The organism is Ignavibacteria bacterium (assembly GCA_016707005.1).
Classification (GTDB): Bacteria; Bacteroidota; Ignavibacteria; order Kapaibacteriales; family Kapaibacteriaceae; genus UBA10438.
The window spans coordinates 1121398-1136156 of record JADJIQ010000005.1 but is presented as its reverse complement, the minus strand read 5'-3'; the positions used below and the strand labels follow the sequence as shown (position 1 = coordinate 1136156).

The following is a 14759-nucleotide window of genomic DNA, read 5'->3' as shown; positions in this document are numbered from 1 at the left end:
TAGGTTACTGTTGCTCCAATGACGTGGGATGGCGAGGAGCCCCCTTTCGTCACGTTACAGAGGTAGATCATGCAACACGTAGCTATAGTAACCGGCGGGGCATCCGGAATTGGTAAGGCCGTGGTTGAAGAGTATTCTCGACTTGGAATGGCCGTTGTCATTGCAGATGTGCAGGACGAAGCGGGACAGGACTTTGCCGCGACGATCGTATCAAGTGGGGGCAAAGCACTCTTTGTCCATTGCGATGTATCGGTTCCGAAAGACCAACAGAATGTTGTTGATATCGCCGTGCGAGAGTATGGAAGACTAGACTATGCAGTGAACAATGCCGGCATTGGTGGCGAGGCTAATCCCACAGGAAGTTATAGTCTTGATGGTTGGCATGCGGTGATCAATGTGAACCTCAACGGTGCGTTTTATGGCATGCGTGCACAGATCCCGGCCATGATCGAATCCGGCGGCGGGTCTATTGTCAACGTATCGTCGATCCTCGGCGCTGTAGGATTTCCGGCTGCACCAGCATATGTGACGGCAAAACACGGGCTTGTTGGATTGACAAAAGCCGCCGCGCTAGATCATGCAATACAGGGCATTCGCGTAAATGCTGTTGGTCCGGGATTCATCGAGACACCGCTCATTGCAGAGATCATTGAGGATCCCGCACAGCACACGTATCTAACGTCATTGCATCCGATGGGTCGACTCGGACGTCCGGAAGAAGTTGCTGAACTCATCTGCTTCCTCACTAGCGAGAAAGCCTCATTCATCACCGGTGCGTACTATCCTGTAGATGGTGGGTATCTGGCTCGTTGATGTCCTGACGGACTTTATGACCTAACACCATTGCTTACTGCACGTGCCTGTTCATGTGCTGCCTCGAGCTTTGCAAGTGCATCAATAGCCCCGTGAGAGCGTTCTTGATCTACCTCAAGAACAAGGTGACATGTGGGACACACTACGGAACCAACGTAGAGAAGGTCTGCGATCGTCACATGAATGTGCGTTGCGCACTCCGGACATCGAAGGCCCGGGTTCCGACTGACCTCAACAACGGGCACCGGCTCTTCTGGTTTCCTGCCAAGAAGATTATTCCACCATAAAGAGACTGCAGCAATGACCCTTTGCAGGAATTGCGTCATGGTTGCTTCTCCTTCTGTGTATCGGAGATCCCCTCTTGAAGCAGATTCATGAGGCTAACCATACCGTGTGTGAGATCGGCTTGTTGAAGAGTAACGGAGATATCCATCGTGAGTCGGCCGGAATCGCCTGCTGCGGTTGGCCGTTGTAAGGATGTCTTCACGAGTGGCGATGCAATGATCGCCTTCATCTGCGGTCGGCTTGGTGTTGACGCTGCATCAGTGATCACCAGCGACATATCGATCGTTGCTTCACTGATCTGTAGTGACGGTATCGGCACGATGGTCAGCAGCGGTACACTGATCGTAGATTCAACGGTGGTACCATCGGCAGATCGGCGGCTATACTTGAATGAGACAAGTCGGGGTGTTCCGATATCGTCTGTTCCTGCCTTGATTCCAGGGTTGGTAGGGGGCAAGAAACCAACCTCTTTTATGAAGTCTGCGGTTGTACGCGCAGCAATGGCTTCGGCCTCGATCAATGCGCGCAGGGGTGCTCCGAGGAGGTCGCCTAGCGTTCTCGGTGTTAGTGCGCTCATGTTACGCCTCCTCCTGTGGCAGAATGTTATTCACATCGAGTGAGATCGTCACGGTGGAGATCATGTGCTGCGGGATGTCCTTGAGGTCTTCGGCTACAACATCTATCACCATCCGCTTTTCCGACGGCTGGGCAGCAATGGCTGCAAGCTTCGCTGCAAGTGCCTCTGAGATCTGTTTGATTGGCTGTACGAATTCTGAAGTGAGACGAGTTTGTATCTGTGCACGCTCTTCCTTCATTCGTGCTTCAGCCTGTTTCTGTTGCTGTGGTGTTAGCGTCTGCCCGGCCCGCAACTTTGACACTGTGTCTGCATGCGAACGTGCATCACGGATAGTTGTGAACTTCTTTGGGGTCAGCTGAATGTCTGTTGTGAACGCCACCAACCGAACGTCTTGATCCTTACGTTCTTCCACAACGATCAGGTCTCGATAGACATCCATCTTTGTTTCTTCAGAAGCTCGCGTTGCTTCAGACTTTGCAGACGATGTCAGTTCCTTTTCTACCGACTCAGCGGAGGCAGACTGGAGCCCCGTTTTGATGATCACCTGTTCCGTTCGTGGATCGATCGGGAAAGGCAGAGAGGCTATGGAAGATCGAACAACATCGCGTACGCGCTGTTCCTTTCGTGCACGATCATCGGGCGAGTCATCAACACTTCTGACAGCCACCTTTAGATCGATCTTTAGATCGCGAATCTCCGTGCGTGGTATTGTGAACGCACGGAGGATCGGATCCTTAGCGTACGACGAGACCAGATCGCGCACGGCCAGGTCTGCCTGACCCCGAGCTTCGGTCACATCACGGAGGATCGCGCCAACAACATCGCGGAGATCTGCCATAGCCCCTTACCCTCCCTTCTAGCTATTACGTTGAAGGATCGCTTCTTCGAGGATGCCGAGGACGCGTCCAAGTCCGGCCGGCATTTCGTCTTGGACTGCTCGTACATGGATGTCCATGGTGTACTCAACGCGATTGCGAGAGGACTGCGTCTGATTGCTGTTGTGTCTGGTGGCCACTTTTGCATTGAAGCCCACCTTGACTGGCGAGAGGAAGAACGAGTACCCGATATCAAGCGAGGTATCCGTTGCCACCGAAGAAGAGCTTGATGAAGTGCTCTCGTGTTGTTCGGTGATGTTGGCAGTGAAGTCGATCGTCATTTCATCGATCCGGATGTAGGGAATCGGAACGATCGTCAGGATCGGCACTTGAAGCTCGATCTTCTCCGTATCAGCGCCGGGTGATGAGGGGGCTGTTGCACCCGCACCCGAACCAGCTCCTGTTTTGAGTCGTGTATATTTGAACACAACGTAGCGCGTATCTCCGAACTCGGCCGGATCAGGTGGAGTTGAGCCACCACCGGACGGAGTGGGAGGCACAAATCCAACGTTCTTGATGAAGTCTACTGTGGCCTGAGCGGCCAACGCCTGTGCACGGATCGCAGCGATCATCGGCGAGCCGATGACTTGTCCAAAAGGCAGGGAGCGGAGAGTGCTATTCGCGAACCCCATGAATGCCTCCAAGGGAGTTAGTGGGAAAACGTGATGCGATGCTACTTCCTCGAGCGCAACGTACGTAGAAATACGTACCATGTCAATTCTTTTTGTGTTCCCATTTCAAAACATCATGCCCGAACCCCTCAAAGAGATCTTCAACCCGTCAGCAGTAAGCGCTATTTCAGACCTCGTGAAGCAGGCCTATGGGGCGTTTGATGTACGGTCATTCCGACGTACTGCCACCGCCGGGTTGTCCGATCTCGAACTTCTCCCCCGCGCTAAACACATTGCAGCGGCATTGCACCGACATCTTCCGTCAGATGTCCCCACAGCATTAGACATCATTGTGCGGGCCCTCCCAAAGCCCCCTGAAGTAGAAGAGAACCAAGAATTCTCGTCGTTCATTTACATGCCGTTCACGATCTATGTGGCGGAACATGGTCTGCCCCATTTCGACAAGGCGATGCATGCGAACTATGAGCTCACGCAACGGTTCACAGCGGAGTTCAGCATCCGACCGTATTTGATACATCATCAGGAACGGACGTTAGAGACTCTGCACGAATGGGCATCGGACACAAGCCATCATGTGCGTAGACTGGTGAGTGAAGGAACACGTCCGCGACTCCCCTGGGCATCCCGTCTACCCGCGTTTCAGAAGGATCCCAGACCAGTACTTGCCCTACTCGAAAAGCTCAAGGACGATCCATCACTCTACGTTCGAAGGTCTGTTGCAAACAACCTCAACGACATCGGCAAGGACAACCCAAACGTTCTATTCTCAACGGCAAAGAAGTGGTTGAAGGGGGCTCATCCCAACCGTGAATGGGTTGTGAACCATGCTTTGCGTTCATCCATCAAACGTGGCGAGCAAGGCGCGTTTGCCGTGTTGGGATATGACCGTCCGGCATCTGTAAAGATCTTGAACACAACCTTTGATCCGCCGGCGGCCAAGATCGGCAGCAACGTTCGTGTGTCATTCACCGTGAAGATCACATCAAAACAAACCGAGGCTCTGCTCATCGATCTCAGCGTTCATTTTGTAAAGTCGAACGGTACTGCCAACGCAAAGGTCTTCAAGCTCACCACCGCACAGCTTGCTCCAGGCGAGCACATCGAACTACGAAAGACCATCTCTCTAAAACAACACACCACTCGAACGCACTACCCAGGTGTGCATCGGGTGGATGTGGTGGTGAATGGGAGGGCGTTCGACCTCGGAGCGTTCGTCGTTACTTCGTAGCATCGATAATCAGCGGTACGATCTCCCGACCCTTGATCGACGTTAAGCAACGCAGCTTTCCATCCGGGGTCCACTTTCTGGCGTACCACGATGCCATGTCGTCAATTGAAACAACACCTTTATGATCCGAGATGTCGCCGCTTGCCAAATCAATGAAGGCTGTTACAATACGCTTGTTATCAACATCACGCCAAGCCATTGGAAGCTGCGTTCCAATCGTTGGCCCAATTGACAACATGCCGTCTGAATCATGTCCGCCGCCACTCTGCCACTCAAGCTCACTGGTCCCGTTTCGATCTATGACTGTCTTCCAACGGACCTTGCCAGAGAATTCAACAAAGACGAAAACGAATCCACGGGAGTTAATGCGATACGTCCACGAGTCAAGCGATGTGGACTGAATTCGACTGTCGCTAAATCTGTACCCCGCGTTCATTCCCGGTTGGTAGTAAATAGGCATGGGCATATAATTCATAGATGGGCTAGCGAAAGTCCTTGTTCGTGACTCAAGCACAATGAGGATTCCATCGTCATACACCCTGACATTCGCCGGCTCAATGACTGCCCAGTCAAGTCCTTCTCGTACAGAAGTTTCACTCTCACGCATCTCATACTTCCATCCTCGTACGAAGGACGAACCCGATCGATCAAATCGCGAAACACCCACGATACCGCTGTCGCATATGTCGATCGACCAGATCACAGGCTGCTTGTTGGAAGTGGTAGCAACGAGATTTGACCTGAAGTTCTTTTTGTCTAAGCGTCGTTCTAACTCGAATTGATATTCACTCCAAGTTCCATTCGTCAATAAACCTCCTTCTACATATCGGATCTTCTCTTCCGATGGTTTTTCACAGAGGCTATCTCGAAGATTGTACATAAGTGAGAATGTTCCCTGTTCTCCATGATAGACCATAGGGACTACTTTTGGAATCTTGGTCGCCATCGTAAACGGACCGTGAACCGAACCGTCTCCTAACATCAGTACTGAATAGTCCGTGCTGTCAGTTACAAGTTCACCGATCAGCCCCTTTTTGTAGTCGTTGACGATCGTTACACTTGAACTTGTCAACTCTGAGAAGTTGCTCCAGACAAGTCGTCTATGTAGACCAGCTGTTAAGGCCTTTGTCGAAGACTCGACGGTTTGCCTAACTGGGTCGATCTTCCGTATCTGAAACTGAGCCGATTCATTCTTGTCTTCAAAGTCCACGATACTCAGTCCAGTGTCAAAACGCGTCAACATCCATAGATCCATATCACCATCTACTATGCTGACTTTCGTCTTGGGAAGAAGTGAATCTGAAAAGAAGGTCAATTCGACTGAATCGCGTCGTGCTTTAGTTGCTGAGACGAGGACATTGTCCACCCATATTGCTTGTTGTCTTCCATCAACATCCTGAACAATTCCTCCACTGACTACTCTACAGGAAGGATGGATAGAAACTGGGCGTGGAAACGATGGCCCGCAACCGAATATGGAAAACGGAAGTACCACGAAGAGTATCCACTTGGCAAATGTCATAGTCGTTCCAATTCAATAACTTAGATCTGATTGCACACAAGATAGTGCGCCAATCAACACAGACGATTTCAGGTTTGCCCTTGATCACAATAGCACTCACCACCCAAGTCACTCCGTATCTCTGTATCTCCGTATCTCCGTAGCTCAGATCCTATGAACCGTCGCTCCTTCATCGCTGCCTCCGTTGGTGTTGCCACGTTGGCATCCACCAAGCGAGTTCTTGCAGAAAGTTCTCGCGATCCACTCGTCATCTCCACATGGGATCATGGTCTTCCGGCCAACAAGACAGCCCTCCAGGTCTTGGGCAGAGGCGGCTCTGTCCTTGATGCGGTAGAGCGCGGTGTGATGGTTGTTGAGTCTGACCCCAACAATCTAAGCGTTGGTCTAGGGGGCTTGCCGGATCGTGATGGCATCGTCACTCTTGATGCATCGATCATGACAGGCGATTGCCGCGCCGGCTCTGTCTGCTTCGTTCAAGGGATACCACATCCCATTACCGTTGCCCGCTTGGTGATGGAACGCACGCCGCATGTGATGTTGGTTGGATCGGGCGCAGAAAGATTTGCGCGAGAACAAGGTGTGTCGCAGCTGACGAATACGCTTACACGTCAGGCGCGTGCTGCGTGGGAAGAGTGGTGCAAGGAAAAGAAATACACTCCAGTGATCAACATCGAGAATCACGATACTATCGGTCTTCTTGCAATGGACGCGAACGGTAAAATGGCAGGAGCATGCACAACGAGCGGACTTGCCTATAAGGCACACGGTCGGGTTGGAGACTCGCCCATCATTGGTGCCGGACTCTACGTTGACGATGAGGTTGGCGCTGCTACGTGCACTGGCCTTGGGGAAACGGTCCTTCGTACACTGGCATCATTCCTTGCCGTTGAACGAATGCGAATGGGAGACTCACCACAGGCTGCGTGCGAAACGGCTATCAAACGAATCGTGGCGAAACACACTAACTACAACGAGTTCCAGGTGGGGATCCTTGCCATCGATACGGCGGGCAGGCATGGGGCCTTCAGCATTCAGAAGGGATTCACGTACGCGTTGAATGATGTCATCAAAGAATCGGCATACTTCGCGAAGTGAACGAGAATCATGTAATGATGCTACGAACTCTGGCGCCCCTTAAGAAGGGCGATGATCTCATCAAGTCTCTTCTCTACACCAGCCATCGATCCCATTTGCGACGGATCCGGATGCGAACGCGCGCGTAGTTGTTCACGCGTGCTGATGATGCGTGTGCGGAATTCGTGCGCATCGATGATGCCGATCAGACTCATTGCATGCGCTTGATGCTCTGAATAGCCGGCTGTTTCAAAACGAAGCATGCTGAGATTAAACCGTCGCAGTATAGGACCTTCAATAAAGGTCACATCTTGAATGTTTTCCAACGGAATGGTCTTCTCTACTTCAACGAAGATACCCTTCCTGTAGCGAAGCGCTCTGTCGTCGAGAGTACACTGGAGTTTGGCGAAGTAGTGTCGCGCCCACCACTGTCCCACTCCAAGGAACCAGATCAACGCCAACGGGATCCCAACGATCGACATAATGAGAATAAAGCCGATACGAAGGACGAGATATGGTCGTATCAGCGGATTGAATGCTACTTGGATCTGCTGGTCGGTTGAAGACATGGTCATGACCTCTGATTCAACGGAAATATCTGAGTATGGTCCACGCCCTCAAGCACGATCCCCATCTCTTCATCAGGACCCACACCGAACACATGAAGCAACACCTCACGCATGAGGTTTACGAGATCACCACCAACAACGCGCAGGTATGGAACATCGGCCACCGTGCGCGAGACTACTTCGTATCCGAGTGATGTGGCAAGTCGAACAAATGCCTCTTGCATAGCGAGATTTTCTTTCGACAAGAGCACGAAGTCGAGTCCTATTGTTCCGTCCTCCAGTGAGAATTCCACGCTAGGAACACCATCATTCTTACTGGCTTGTTCATAGGCAACGAGAAAAACAGCGAAGACATCTTCCTTTGTTGAATCTCGCACTGCATCGTGGATCCGCGCAACGTCATCAAGAGTCACAACAAGGTCTTTCGCATCCAAACGTTTGCCGCCATTGCGAACACGCTGCACCAGAAACGCGGTGAGTGCGACAACGGCAAGCACTGCCAAGATCACGTCGATATTCAAACCCATTTCCATTTCGACCCTTCGATTGCATGTCCCCGCCACAAAAGTCATAACGTCATATTGTCATAACGTCATGATCGTCATAACGTCATAACGTCATAACGTCATAGTTGTCATTTCGTCACTTCTTCCTCATCATCCGGTCCAGGTCCGAGAAAGGCTACAAATCCCTCTTCACGGATGATGCGTTGCACCATCCCCAAGGCCTGTGCATCGGAGGTGAAGGACTCTTCCCATACCGATGAATGGTCGTGGTCATCAACAACTTCCAAGAACCATGTCTTGGCCCCCTTCTCACGGAAGATGTAGACCTCAATGGACCGACCGCCCTCAGTCAATGTTCTAGTAAGGGGCGAGTATTCATATTCCGGTTGGTCGGTCATACGTTGCGTATTCAGTTTGAAGAGTTGAATACGAAGATCGTATATCTCGACCTCATTCCACGATTCAGACCTTGATCTTGAATACGGCCTTGCGGACAGATATCCTGGGTGGTTGCGGTGCATGAGCATCCAGTGGGAAGAACACCGCCGCGATACCGGTCGAAAGAGTGAGTCGTGTGGAGGCTTGGTCCGACATCAACAACACATCGTCTTCTTCATTGTACGGCTGGAGTTCTTCGGTACACTCGGCAAGTGGACGCCACAATACGTCAAAGGACCCCGTGAGAGCGATCTGAAGATCGATGTACCGTCTGTGGGCTTCAAGTGGCGGATGTGCCTCTCTGGCAGCATCGTCTGCCACGATCACAAAGAGGTCGTCACCATCGATATCGTATCTCCCTTGCTCAGCACTGAGCAGATCTGTTGTTTTGAGGTAATTCTCGATCGCCGCGAACCACGGTAGGTGTCGGAATGATGATGTATTGTCGATCGTATCGATGATCATGGTGTTTCCAATGTTGATTGACGGATGGACAAAGCTATCAATGCCTTACAATCACTACGTTTGTCATATGCTAATACTCATTCTTGCCCTTGTGGCACTTGCATCTGTGACGCCTGCCAGTGGACAGGCCTATGTATCAAGGCAGTATGCAGTTGCCTCGGAACGCGATATTCCGTATACGGTGGCTCCGGCTTTTAACGGCAGGATGGACACGTTGAAACTCAATGTTTGGTATCCAACAGATGATGATGCCACAAGAAGACCATTGATCGTGTGGGTTCATGGTGGTGGGTTCACAGCCGGCAACAGAGCCGAGATGAATGCAGTGTGTGAACGCTGGGCATCTCGGGGATACGTTGCTGCGACCATTTCCTACAGACTCGGATTTTACGGCCCTTGGCCCTTTGATCCGCCATTTGCCTATGATACAGCCGAGGTGGTTCGGGCATGTTATCGTGGGCTTCAGGATCTTCGCTCGGCATTATCGTATTTGGCCGACAATGCGTCGCGGTATAAACTGGACACGTCTCGGACCATCCTGGGAGGTGCCAGTGCGGGCGCAATCATCGCTCTCCACGGTGCATTCAATGACTCAACGGATGTTCGCCCCATAGCTCTCGGTCAACTTCCGCCTGTCACACGCGCGCTCGAACAGTTTCCTCGTCCTGATCTTGGATCATTGCAAGGCTGGGGGTCAACAGGCCCACCTCTCCCTCGCATCAGAGCGATCGTGAACATCTTTGGAGGTCTACTCGATATGCGCTCTCTCAACGGTGCAGCCTTCGTTCCAACATACAGCTACCATCAAACAGGCGACCCAGTGGTAGCTTGTGGATCTGCAAAGGGGCTTTGGGGCCTCCCATTCGATGTTTCTGCTAACTACCCCAAGATCCATGGCAGTTGTTCGCTTACCGATGAGTTCACTCGCCGGGGCGTTGATCCCCGATACTACCAAACGTGGATCTACAATGGGAACGAACATGCCATTCACGACGAAAAGAACGTGGATAGCTTAGCTGCAGTGTTCTGCGCTGGTCAGATACAAGGAACCGTTGGAGTGGATGAAACCTCTTCCATACTTGATGAGTCGGGTTACCACACCATTTTTGACCTCCGCGGTTCGGTTCTAGCCTTCACAGCCGGGCCACTTTCAGACGTACGGCTCCCAGACGGAGTTTACGTTTCTGTCACTGACCACAATGCTGTTGTGTTCAGGATCGTCAACGGGGTGGTGATTCGATAGCCGACCATGACGTTGGTCATAGTATGCAACCAGCGCAATGGCGAGTTTCATCCGTACTACCATGGAGTCAGACGATGTATGCTAGCCATAATCCTCTCGTTGAGCAGCTCTTGAGCGTGACCACAAAGCCATGCCTTAGCCTCTATCTCTCAACTCACCGCACCCAACCGGAACGCCGAGACGACCCCACGCGCTATCGCGTCCTTGTACGCAGGCTCTCGGATTCGCTCGCTTCCGCCTATACCGCTGAGGAAGTACAAGCCCTGATCGCCCCGTTCATTGAACTCGCGCAGGATGAGACTTTTTGGAATGCCCGTAAAGAGGGTGTAGCTGTGTTCTGCGCTCCGGGCTTCTTTACGGCACAGCATCTCGATAGACCGGTACCGGACATCGCGATCGTTGCAGATACATTCCACATGAAGCCCCTTCTCCGGATCCTGCAAACATTAGAACGGTATAATGTCCTGACGTTGACGCGCGAACGTGCCCGACTTTTCGTTGGAGACCGCGATGGTCTGAGTGAAGTAGATCTAGGCCCAGACGCCCCAATGACCATTGAGAGTGCACTTGGGTACGAACTCACAGAGAGACACTTCACCCGTTCGAATTCCGGTGGAACGCCAAGAAGCGTGGGTCATTCAACTACATCGGATGAGATCGAGATCGATACTGAACGGTTCTTCCGAGCGGTTGACAAGTTCATCACGGAGAATGTGTCACGCTCCGGCGGGCTGCCCGTTGTAGTGGTTGGACTCCCAGAGCAACTCGGCGAATTCTTCCGTGTGAAGCATAATCCGAACGTCCTACTCGAGGGTGTAACGGTTCATCCAGACGGGATCAGCCATAAAGAGCTTGTGAAACGCGCTTGGGACGTCGTGGTTCCGTATGTCACAAAGGAGAGCACACGTTTCGTTGATATGTATTACGAGGCAGCGTCGCGCGAGCTGGGGTTGGATCACGTGGTCCCACTGACGCATGCGGCTGTTGAAGGCAGAGTTGCCGCTCTGCTTGTAGAAGCAACACGGCAGGTACCCGGCAAGATCGATCAGGCAACCGGTGAGATCACCTTCGATGATCTCGATCAGCCGGATATCAATGACGTGCTGGATGATCTAGCCATGATCGTACTGCGTAAGGGTGGAAAGGTCCTCGTCCTCCCAACAGAGCACATGCCTACCGCCAGCGGTGCTGCGGCTGTTCTTCGGTATTGAACGGTTAACGTTCATGGATGATTCGGATCGTGAGATCCGGTCTGGGCTTGTTCATTTCAGACCTCGTTGGTCAGGGTGTGAAGGGTTATGAGATGGATGCCAAAAGCATCAGCACCAGTAAGACCAGTGCGATCCAAAGGCGTGTGTAATACCACATTGTAGGTTCCTTTCGAGTTGCCTTGTTTGCTCGATGCGAACCTACGGTGCCTCGTGATGTCGATACGTCAAACTTTCCGATATTTATCCGATGTCAAGAGGACCATCGGAAGACCTGCATGCGCTTATTCACGCCCTTACACAGGCAGAGAAGCGCTATGTAAAGATCGAACTGCGGAAGCACGTTGTCGGCGACGTGAATCAATCAGAGTTACTGTTTGATGCGTTGGCCGGGCAGGACCAGCTGGACGAGGCTGCTATCAAGAAGCGTTTCGCCAAGTATGGCTTTGCTAAACGGCTCCCTGAAGCAAAGCGTGAGCTGATGCTCGTGATCCTGAGGGCAATGCGGCAATTCAATGCAGAGCGTTCTCCGACGCGGCGCGGGGTGAGTGCGCTTCAGGACGGCGACTTCCTGCGCCTCCGCAATCAATTTCGTTGGGCAGAACGCAGGCTCAATGAGGCCCTGGAAGAAGCAACGCTCATCCATAATCATGCCCTCCGGGTGATGGTCCTTCAGTCCATGTCACAGCTTGCTCGATCAACGGAATCAATGCCCGAGCCATCCTCATCGCCAGCAGATGATCCGATCGTCCAGGAGGCATTGCTCCTCGTTGAAACAGCCTATTATGATGCGATCGCAGATCGGCTTACGTCTGTGATCCGGCGTTATGGCAAAGGGGGCGGTCCGGTTGCCAAGGCACTTGCAGCCGACCTTGTCAAACACGGCGAGGCTCGCTTCCCCATCGTTACGCCAAGCGGTCAAAACACCTGGCTTCGATTCCTGAGTGCAAAGGCACTATTCATCGACAATGACCCTGAAACGTCATTGCGATACGACCGATCAAGGTTGGACACTCTGGAGCGCGACGAGAAGTTCCGCGTTGCAAACGTCCATGAATGGGTGAACCTCGTCCATAGCGTTGCGCTGCGATTGGTGATACTGCGGGACTTTGCGTCTGCTCGCCCCCTCCGAGATAAGCTCTATCATCATTGGCAAGAAGGATCCCGTCACCTTTCGCCCGCAAATCGAATGGCTGTTGCATCTCAATACCTCAACATTGAGATACAATTGGCATTGCACTCAGATGATCTTGAAGGGCTCGCACCACGAATCCCACTGCTCGACAAGATCCTGACGGAGCATGAACGCGAGAATCTCACTGAGCTTGGAATAGCGATCCTGTTCAACATCGCACTCATTGAGATGGCACTAGGCAAGTTCAAAGAGGCTCTACGACGACTGTCTCGCATAGATGATTACCCGTCCAGCATCCGCGATGACATACAGGTAGCGAGTAAATTGCTACGCATACTCGTGCACATCGACCTCGAGAACGAATCGGTGGTGACATCACTTGTGCGGGCAGAACGACGTCGGTTGAAGGGTAAACCAATAGATCTGGATATTGAGATTCTGCTCTCTGTAGCATCACGATACTTCTCTACAGCTCCAGGCAAGGCAAGAACGAAAGTTCTCCGTGAGGCGTTAGAAAAGATCGAACAGTATTACGAAACTCCGTCAATAGAGGCATTAACAGCGATCTTCGAGTTTCGTGCATGGCTCAAGGCAAAGCTGAATAGATCAACCTGGCGCACCGAACTCCGCGAACTGAGTAAATGAGAACCATATGAAACATCTTCTTGTCATTTTTACCGCTATCCTCGTTACTTCCGCAACTGCTCAGCAGACAGTAGGAGTATTCAAGCACGATGTTGCGCAGACATCTCAAGGCTACACGTTGTTCGCGCCGGTTGCTTCAAAGAGCACCTACTTGATCGACAATGACGGTCAGGTGGTTCATTCTTGGACGAGTCAGAACATTCCCGGCCTCTCGGCGATGTTGCTTCCAGATGGCAGTCTCCTTCGCACTGGCAATCCACTTGTGCAAACAATGGGCGGAGGGGGTGCTGGAGGGATCATCGAACGAAGATCGTGGGATAATGAGCTCCTTTGGCGTTATGAACGTATTGGGCCAACGTATCGCACGCATCACGACGTAGAGATCATGCCCAACGGTAACGTACTGCTCTTAGAATGGCAGCGCTACACACGAGCAGAGGCTATCGCTCGCGGCAGAGATCCAAAGCGTCTTCTCGATTCGATGATCTACAGCGAACGGATCATCGAAGTGCGCCCAACTGGACCAACAACAGGGGAGATCGTTTGGTCGTGGTCAGCATGGGACAACCTTATCCAGGATTTCGACGAAACAAAACTCTTCTACGGAGTGATCTCCGAGCATCCTGAAAAATTGAACATCAACACTGGCGATCTGCGCACAGACTGGCTCCATTTCAATTCTGTGCGCTATAGCCCCGAACGCGATGAGATCCTCGTGAGTGTTCACAACCTGGACGAAGTGATCGTCATTTCACGAGCCACGGGTTCGATCGTGTATCGGTGGGGCAATCCCTCGAATTACAAGATTGGAGCCCCTTCTGCCCGGAAATTCTTTGGTCAGCATGACGCACGCTGGACCGATTCGTCAGGAACACGCATCACTGTTTTCAACAATGGAATAGGACGTACCGCCTCGCTCTTCACGGACTACTCTACGCTGGATGAGATCGAAGTCCCACGTTCGCTAGACGGAACGTATGCAAAACGTGCCAATGGGTCATATGGTCCAGACACGATCTCGTGGACCTATCCGCGCACGCCCGACACTAGTTTTTTTGCGATCAACATCAGCGGTGCCTATCGTCTACCAAATGGCAATACATTAGCATGTGTTGGGCCAGATGGCATTTTCTCTGAGATCACTCAGGAACTCCATGAGGTATGGAGATACGTCAACCCCGTTGGCGATACTGGTGCTGTGCGGCAAGGGGTGATTCCGCGGAACAACCTCGTGTTCAAGATCACTCGCTACGGTCCGGACTATCCCGCCTTTGTGGGTAGATCACTCATCCCTCAAGGCAGGCTGGAGGATGGTCCGCTCGTTGGTATTGAAGAGATCTTTAGACAGTCGAATCCTATTTTCACAAGCCTCAACATATTGTCCCGAAAAGTAACAATATCGATCCCCGAGAATTCTCACGTAGTGCTCAGCGCCTACGATCTGGCCGGAAGATGGTTGGGTGTTGTTGTTGACGAGGATCTTTCTTCAGGCAGCCATGTTCGAGACGTTCCGTATGGCACCTACCTTATTCGTTAGGACTCCC

16 protein-coding genes are annotated in these 14759 nt (G+C 52.0%); 7 read left to right on the top strand and 9 right to left on the bottom strand.

Annotated elements, in window-relative coordinates:
- Positions 1-69 precede the first annotated feature (69 nt).
- Positions 70-813, top strand: coding sequence for an SDR family oxidoreductase (locus IPI29_13160; GenBank protein MBK7413495.1), 744 nt, complete (start codon positions 70-72; stop codon positions 811-813).
- 14 nt (positions 814-827) lie between these two features.
- Here IPI29_13160 and IPI29_13155 read toward each other — a convergent pair whose 3' ends face one another.
- The 4 genes from IPI29_13155 to IPI29_13140 are packed head-to-tail and all read right to left on the bottom strand — an operon-like array spanning position 828 to position 3263.
- Positions 828-1139 (bottom strand): hypothetical protein, encoded by a 312-nt coding sequence (locus IPI29_13155; protein ID MBK7413494.1) that lies wholly within the window; start codon positions 1137-1139, stop codon positions 828-830.
- Positions 1136-1675, bottom strand: a complete 540-nt coding sequence (locus IPI29_13150; GenBank protein MBK7413493.1) for a DUF2589 domain-containing protein — start codon at positions 1673-1675, stop codon at positions 1136-1138. Before IPI29_13150 ends, IPI29_13155 begins: the two co-directional genes overlap by 4 nt.
- A 1-nt stretch (position 1676) precedes the next feature.
- Positions 1677-2513: a hypothetical protein gene (locus IPI29_13145; protein ID MBK7413492.1), complete on the bottom strand. Its 837-nt coding sequence runs from the start codon at positions 2511-2513 to the stop codon at positions 1677-1679.
- Between the two features lie 18 nt (positions 2514-2531).
- A complete protein-coding gene (locus IPI29_13140) occupies positions 2532-3263 on the bottom strand; it encodes a DUF2589 domain-containing protein (protein MBK7413491.1) in 732 nt (243 codons plus the stop codon).
- A 34-nt stretch (positions 3264-3297) separates the two neighbouring features.
- Here IPI29_13140 and IPI29_13135 point away from each other — a divergent pair, with 34 nt between their 5' ends.
- A complete protein-coding gene (locus tag IPI29_13135) occupies positions 3298-4410 on the top strand; it encodes a DNA alkylation repair protein (protein ID MBK7413490.1) in 1113 nt (370 codons plus the stop codon).
- Here the strand turns inward: IPI29_13135 and IPI29_13130 are convergent.
- Positions 4400-5653: a hypothetical protein gene (locus tag IPI29_13130; GenBank protein ID MBK7413489.1), complete on the bottom strand. Its 1254-nt coding sequence runs from the start codon at positions 5651-5653 to the stop codon at positions 4400-4402. The genes IPI29_13135 and IPI29_13130 overlap by 11 nt on opposite strands.
- A gap of 432 nt (positions 5654-6085) precedes the next feature.
- Between IPI29_13130 and IPI29_13125 the strand changes: the two genes are divergently transcribed.
- Positions 6086-7027, top strand: coding sequence for a N(4)-(beta-N-acetylglucosaminyl)-L-asparaginase (locus tag IPI29_13125; GenBank protein MBK7413488.1), 942 nt, complete (start codon positions 6086-6088; stop codon positions 7025-7027).
- A 20-nt stretch (positions 7028-7047) separates the two neighbouring features.
- Here IPI29_13125 and IPI29_13120 read toward each other — a convergent pair whose 3' ends face one another.
- The 4 genes from IPI29_13120 to IPI29_13105 all read right to left on the bottom strand — a co-directional run bounded on the left by IPI29_13120 (position 7048) and on the right by IPI29_13105 (position 8984).
- The gene (locus IPI29_13120; GenBank protein MBK7413487.1) at positions 7048-7575 is read right to left on the bottom strand and encodes a PH domain-containing protein; all 528 of its coding nucleotides are present in this window, start codon (positions 7573-7575) and stop codon (positions 7048-7050) included.
- 2 nt (positions 7576-7577) lie between these two features.
- Entirely contained in the window at positions 7578-8108 is a 531-nt protein-coding gene (locus IPI29_13115) for a hypothetical protein (GenBank protein MBK7413486.1), read from the bottom strand.
- A 101-nt stretch (positions 8109-8209) separates the two neighbouring features.
- A complete protein-coding gene (locus IPI29_13110) occupies positions 8210-8479 on the bottom strand; it encodes a hypothetical protein (GenBank protein MBK7413485.1) in 270 nt (89 codons plus the stop codon).
- A gap of 64 nt (positions 8480-8543) precedes the next feature.
- Positions 8544-8984 carry a YhcH/YjgK/YiaL family protein gene (locus IPI29_13105; protein ID MBK7413484.1) on the bottom strand — a complete coding sequence of 147 codons (441 nt, stop codon included), beginning with the start codon at positions 8982-8984 and terminating at the stop codon, positions 8544-8546.
- A 67-nt stretch (positions 8985-9051) separates the two neighbouring features.
- Between IPI29_13105 and IPI29_13100 the strand changes: the two genes are divergently transcribed.
- The 4 genes from IPI29_13100 (at position 9052) to IPI29_13085 (ending at position 14752) form a co-directional block, all read left to right on the top strand.
- Positions 9052-10227: an alpha/beta hydrolase gene (locus tag IPI29_13100; protein MBK7413483.1), complete on the top strand. Its 1176-nt coding sequence runs from the start codon at positions 9052-9054 to the stop codon at positions 10225-10227.
- A gap of 116 nt (positions 10228-10343) precedes the next feature.
- On the top strand, positions 10344-11438 hold the full coding sequence (locus IPI29_13095; protein MBK7413482.1) for a hypothetical protein: 1095 nt from the start codon (positions 10344-10346) through the stop codon (positions 11436-11438).
- A gap of 247 nt (positions 11439-11685) precedes the next feature.
- Positions 11686-13215: a hypothetical protein gene (locus IPI29_13090; protein ID MBK7413481.1), complete on the top strand. Its 1530-nt coding sequence runs from the start codon at positions 11686-11688 to the stop codon at positions 13213-13215.
- A gap of 7 nt (positions 13216-13222) precedes the next feature.
- Complete coding sequence (locus tag IPI29_13085; GenBank protein ID MBK7413480.1) at positions 13223-14752, top strand: aryl-sulfate sulfotransferase; 1530 nt, start codon at positions 13223-13225, stop codon at positions 14750-14752.
- Positions 14753-14759 lie beyond the last annotated feature (7 nt).

Bases quoted from the DNA above. Each gene is read 5' to 3' on its own strand.
- IPI29_13160 (MBK7413495.1), top strand. From the start codon at position 70: ATGCAACACGTAGCTATAGTAACCGGCGGGGCATCCGGAATTGGTAAG.
- IPI29_13155 (MBK7413494.1), bottom strand. From the start codon at position 1,139: ATGACGCAATTCCTGCAAAGGGTCATTGCTGCAGTCTCTTTATGGTGG.
- IPI29_13150 (MBK7413493.1), bottom strand. From the start codon at position 1,675: ATGAGCGCACTAACACCGAGAACGCTAGGCGACCTCCTCGGAGCACCC.
- IPI29_13145 (MBK7413492.1), bottom strand. From the start codon at position 2,513: ATGGCAGATCTCCGCGATGTTGTTGGCGCGATCCTCCGTGATGTGACC.
- IPI29_13140 (MBK7413491.1), bottom strand. From the start codon at position 3,263: ATGGTACGTATTTCTACGTACGTTGCGCTCGAGGAAGTAGCATCGCAT.
- IPI29_13135 (MBK7413490.1), top strand. From the start codon at position 3,298: ATGCCCGAACCCCTCAAAGAGATCTTCAACCCGTCAGCAGTAAGCGCT.
- IPI29_13130 (MBK7413489.1), bottom strand. From the start codon at position 5,653: ATGTTGACGCGTTTTGACACTGGACTGAGTATCGTGGACTTTGAAGAC.
- IPI29_13125 (MBK7413488.1), top strand. From the start codon at position 6,086: ATGAACCGTCGCTCCTTCATCGCTGCCTCCGTTGGTGTTGCCACGTTG.
- IPI29_13120 (MBK7413487.1), bottom strand. From the start codon at position 7,575: ATGTCTTCAACCGACCAGCAGATCCAAGTAGCATTCAATCCGCTGATA.
- IPI29_13115 (MBK7413486.1), bottom strand. From the start codon at position 8,108: ATGGAAATGGGTTTGAATATCGACGTGATCTTGGCAGTGCTTGCCGTT.
- IPI29_13110 (MBK7413485.1), bottom strand. From the start codon at position 8,479: ATGACCGACCAACCGGAATATGAATACTCGCCCCTTACTAGAACATTG.
- IPI29_13105 (MBK7413484.1), bottom strand. From the start codon at position 8,984: ATGATCATCGATACGATCGACAATACATCATCATTCCGACACCTACCG.
- IPI29_13100 (MBK7413483.1), top strand. From the start codon at position 9,052: ATGCTAATACTCATTCTTGCCCTTGTGGCACTTGCATCTGTGACGCCT.
- IPI29_13090 (MBK7413481.1), top strand. From the start codon at position 11,686: ATGTCAAGAGGACCATCGGAAGACCTGCATGCGCTTATTCACGCCCTT.
- IPI29_13085 (MBK7413480.1), top strand. From the start codon at position 13,223: ATGAAACATCTTCTTGTCATTTTTACCGCTATCCTCGTTACTTCCGCA.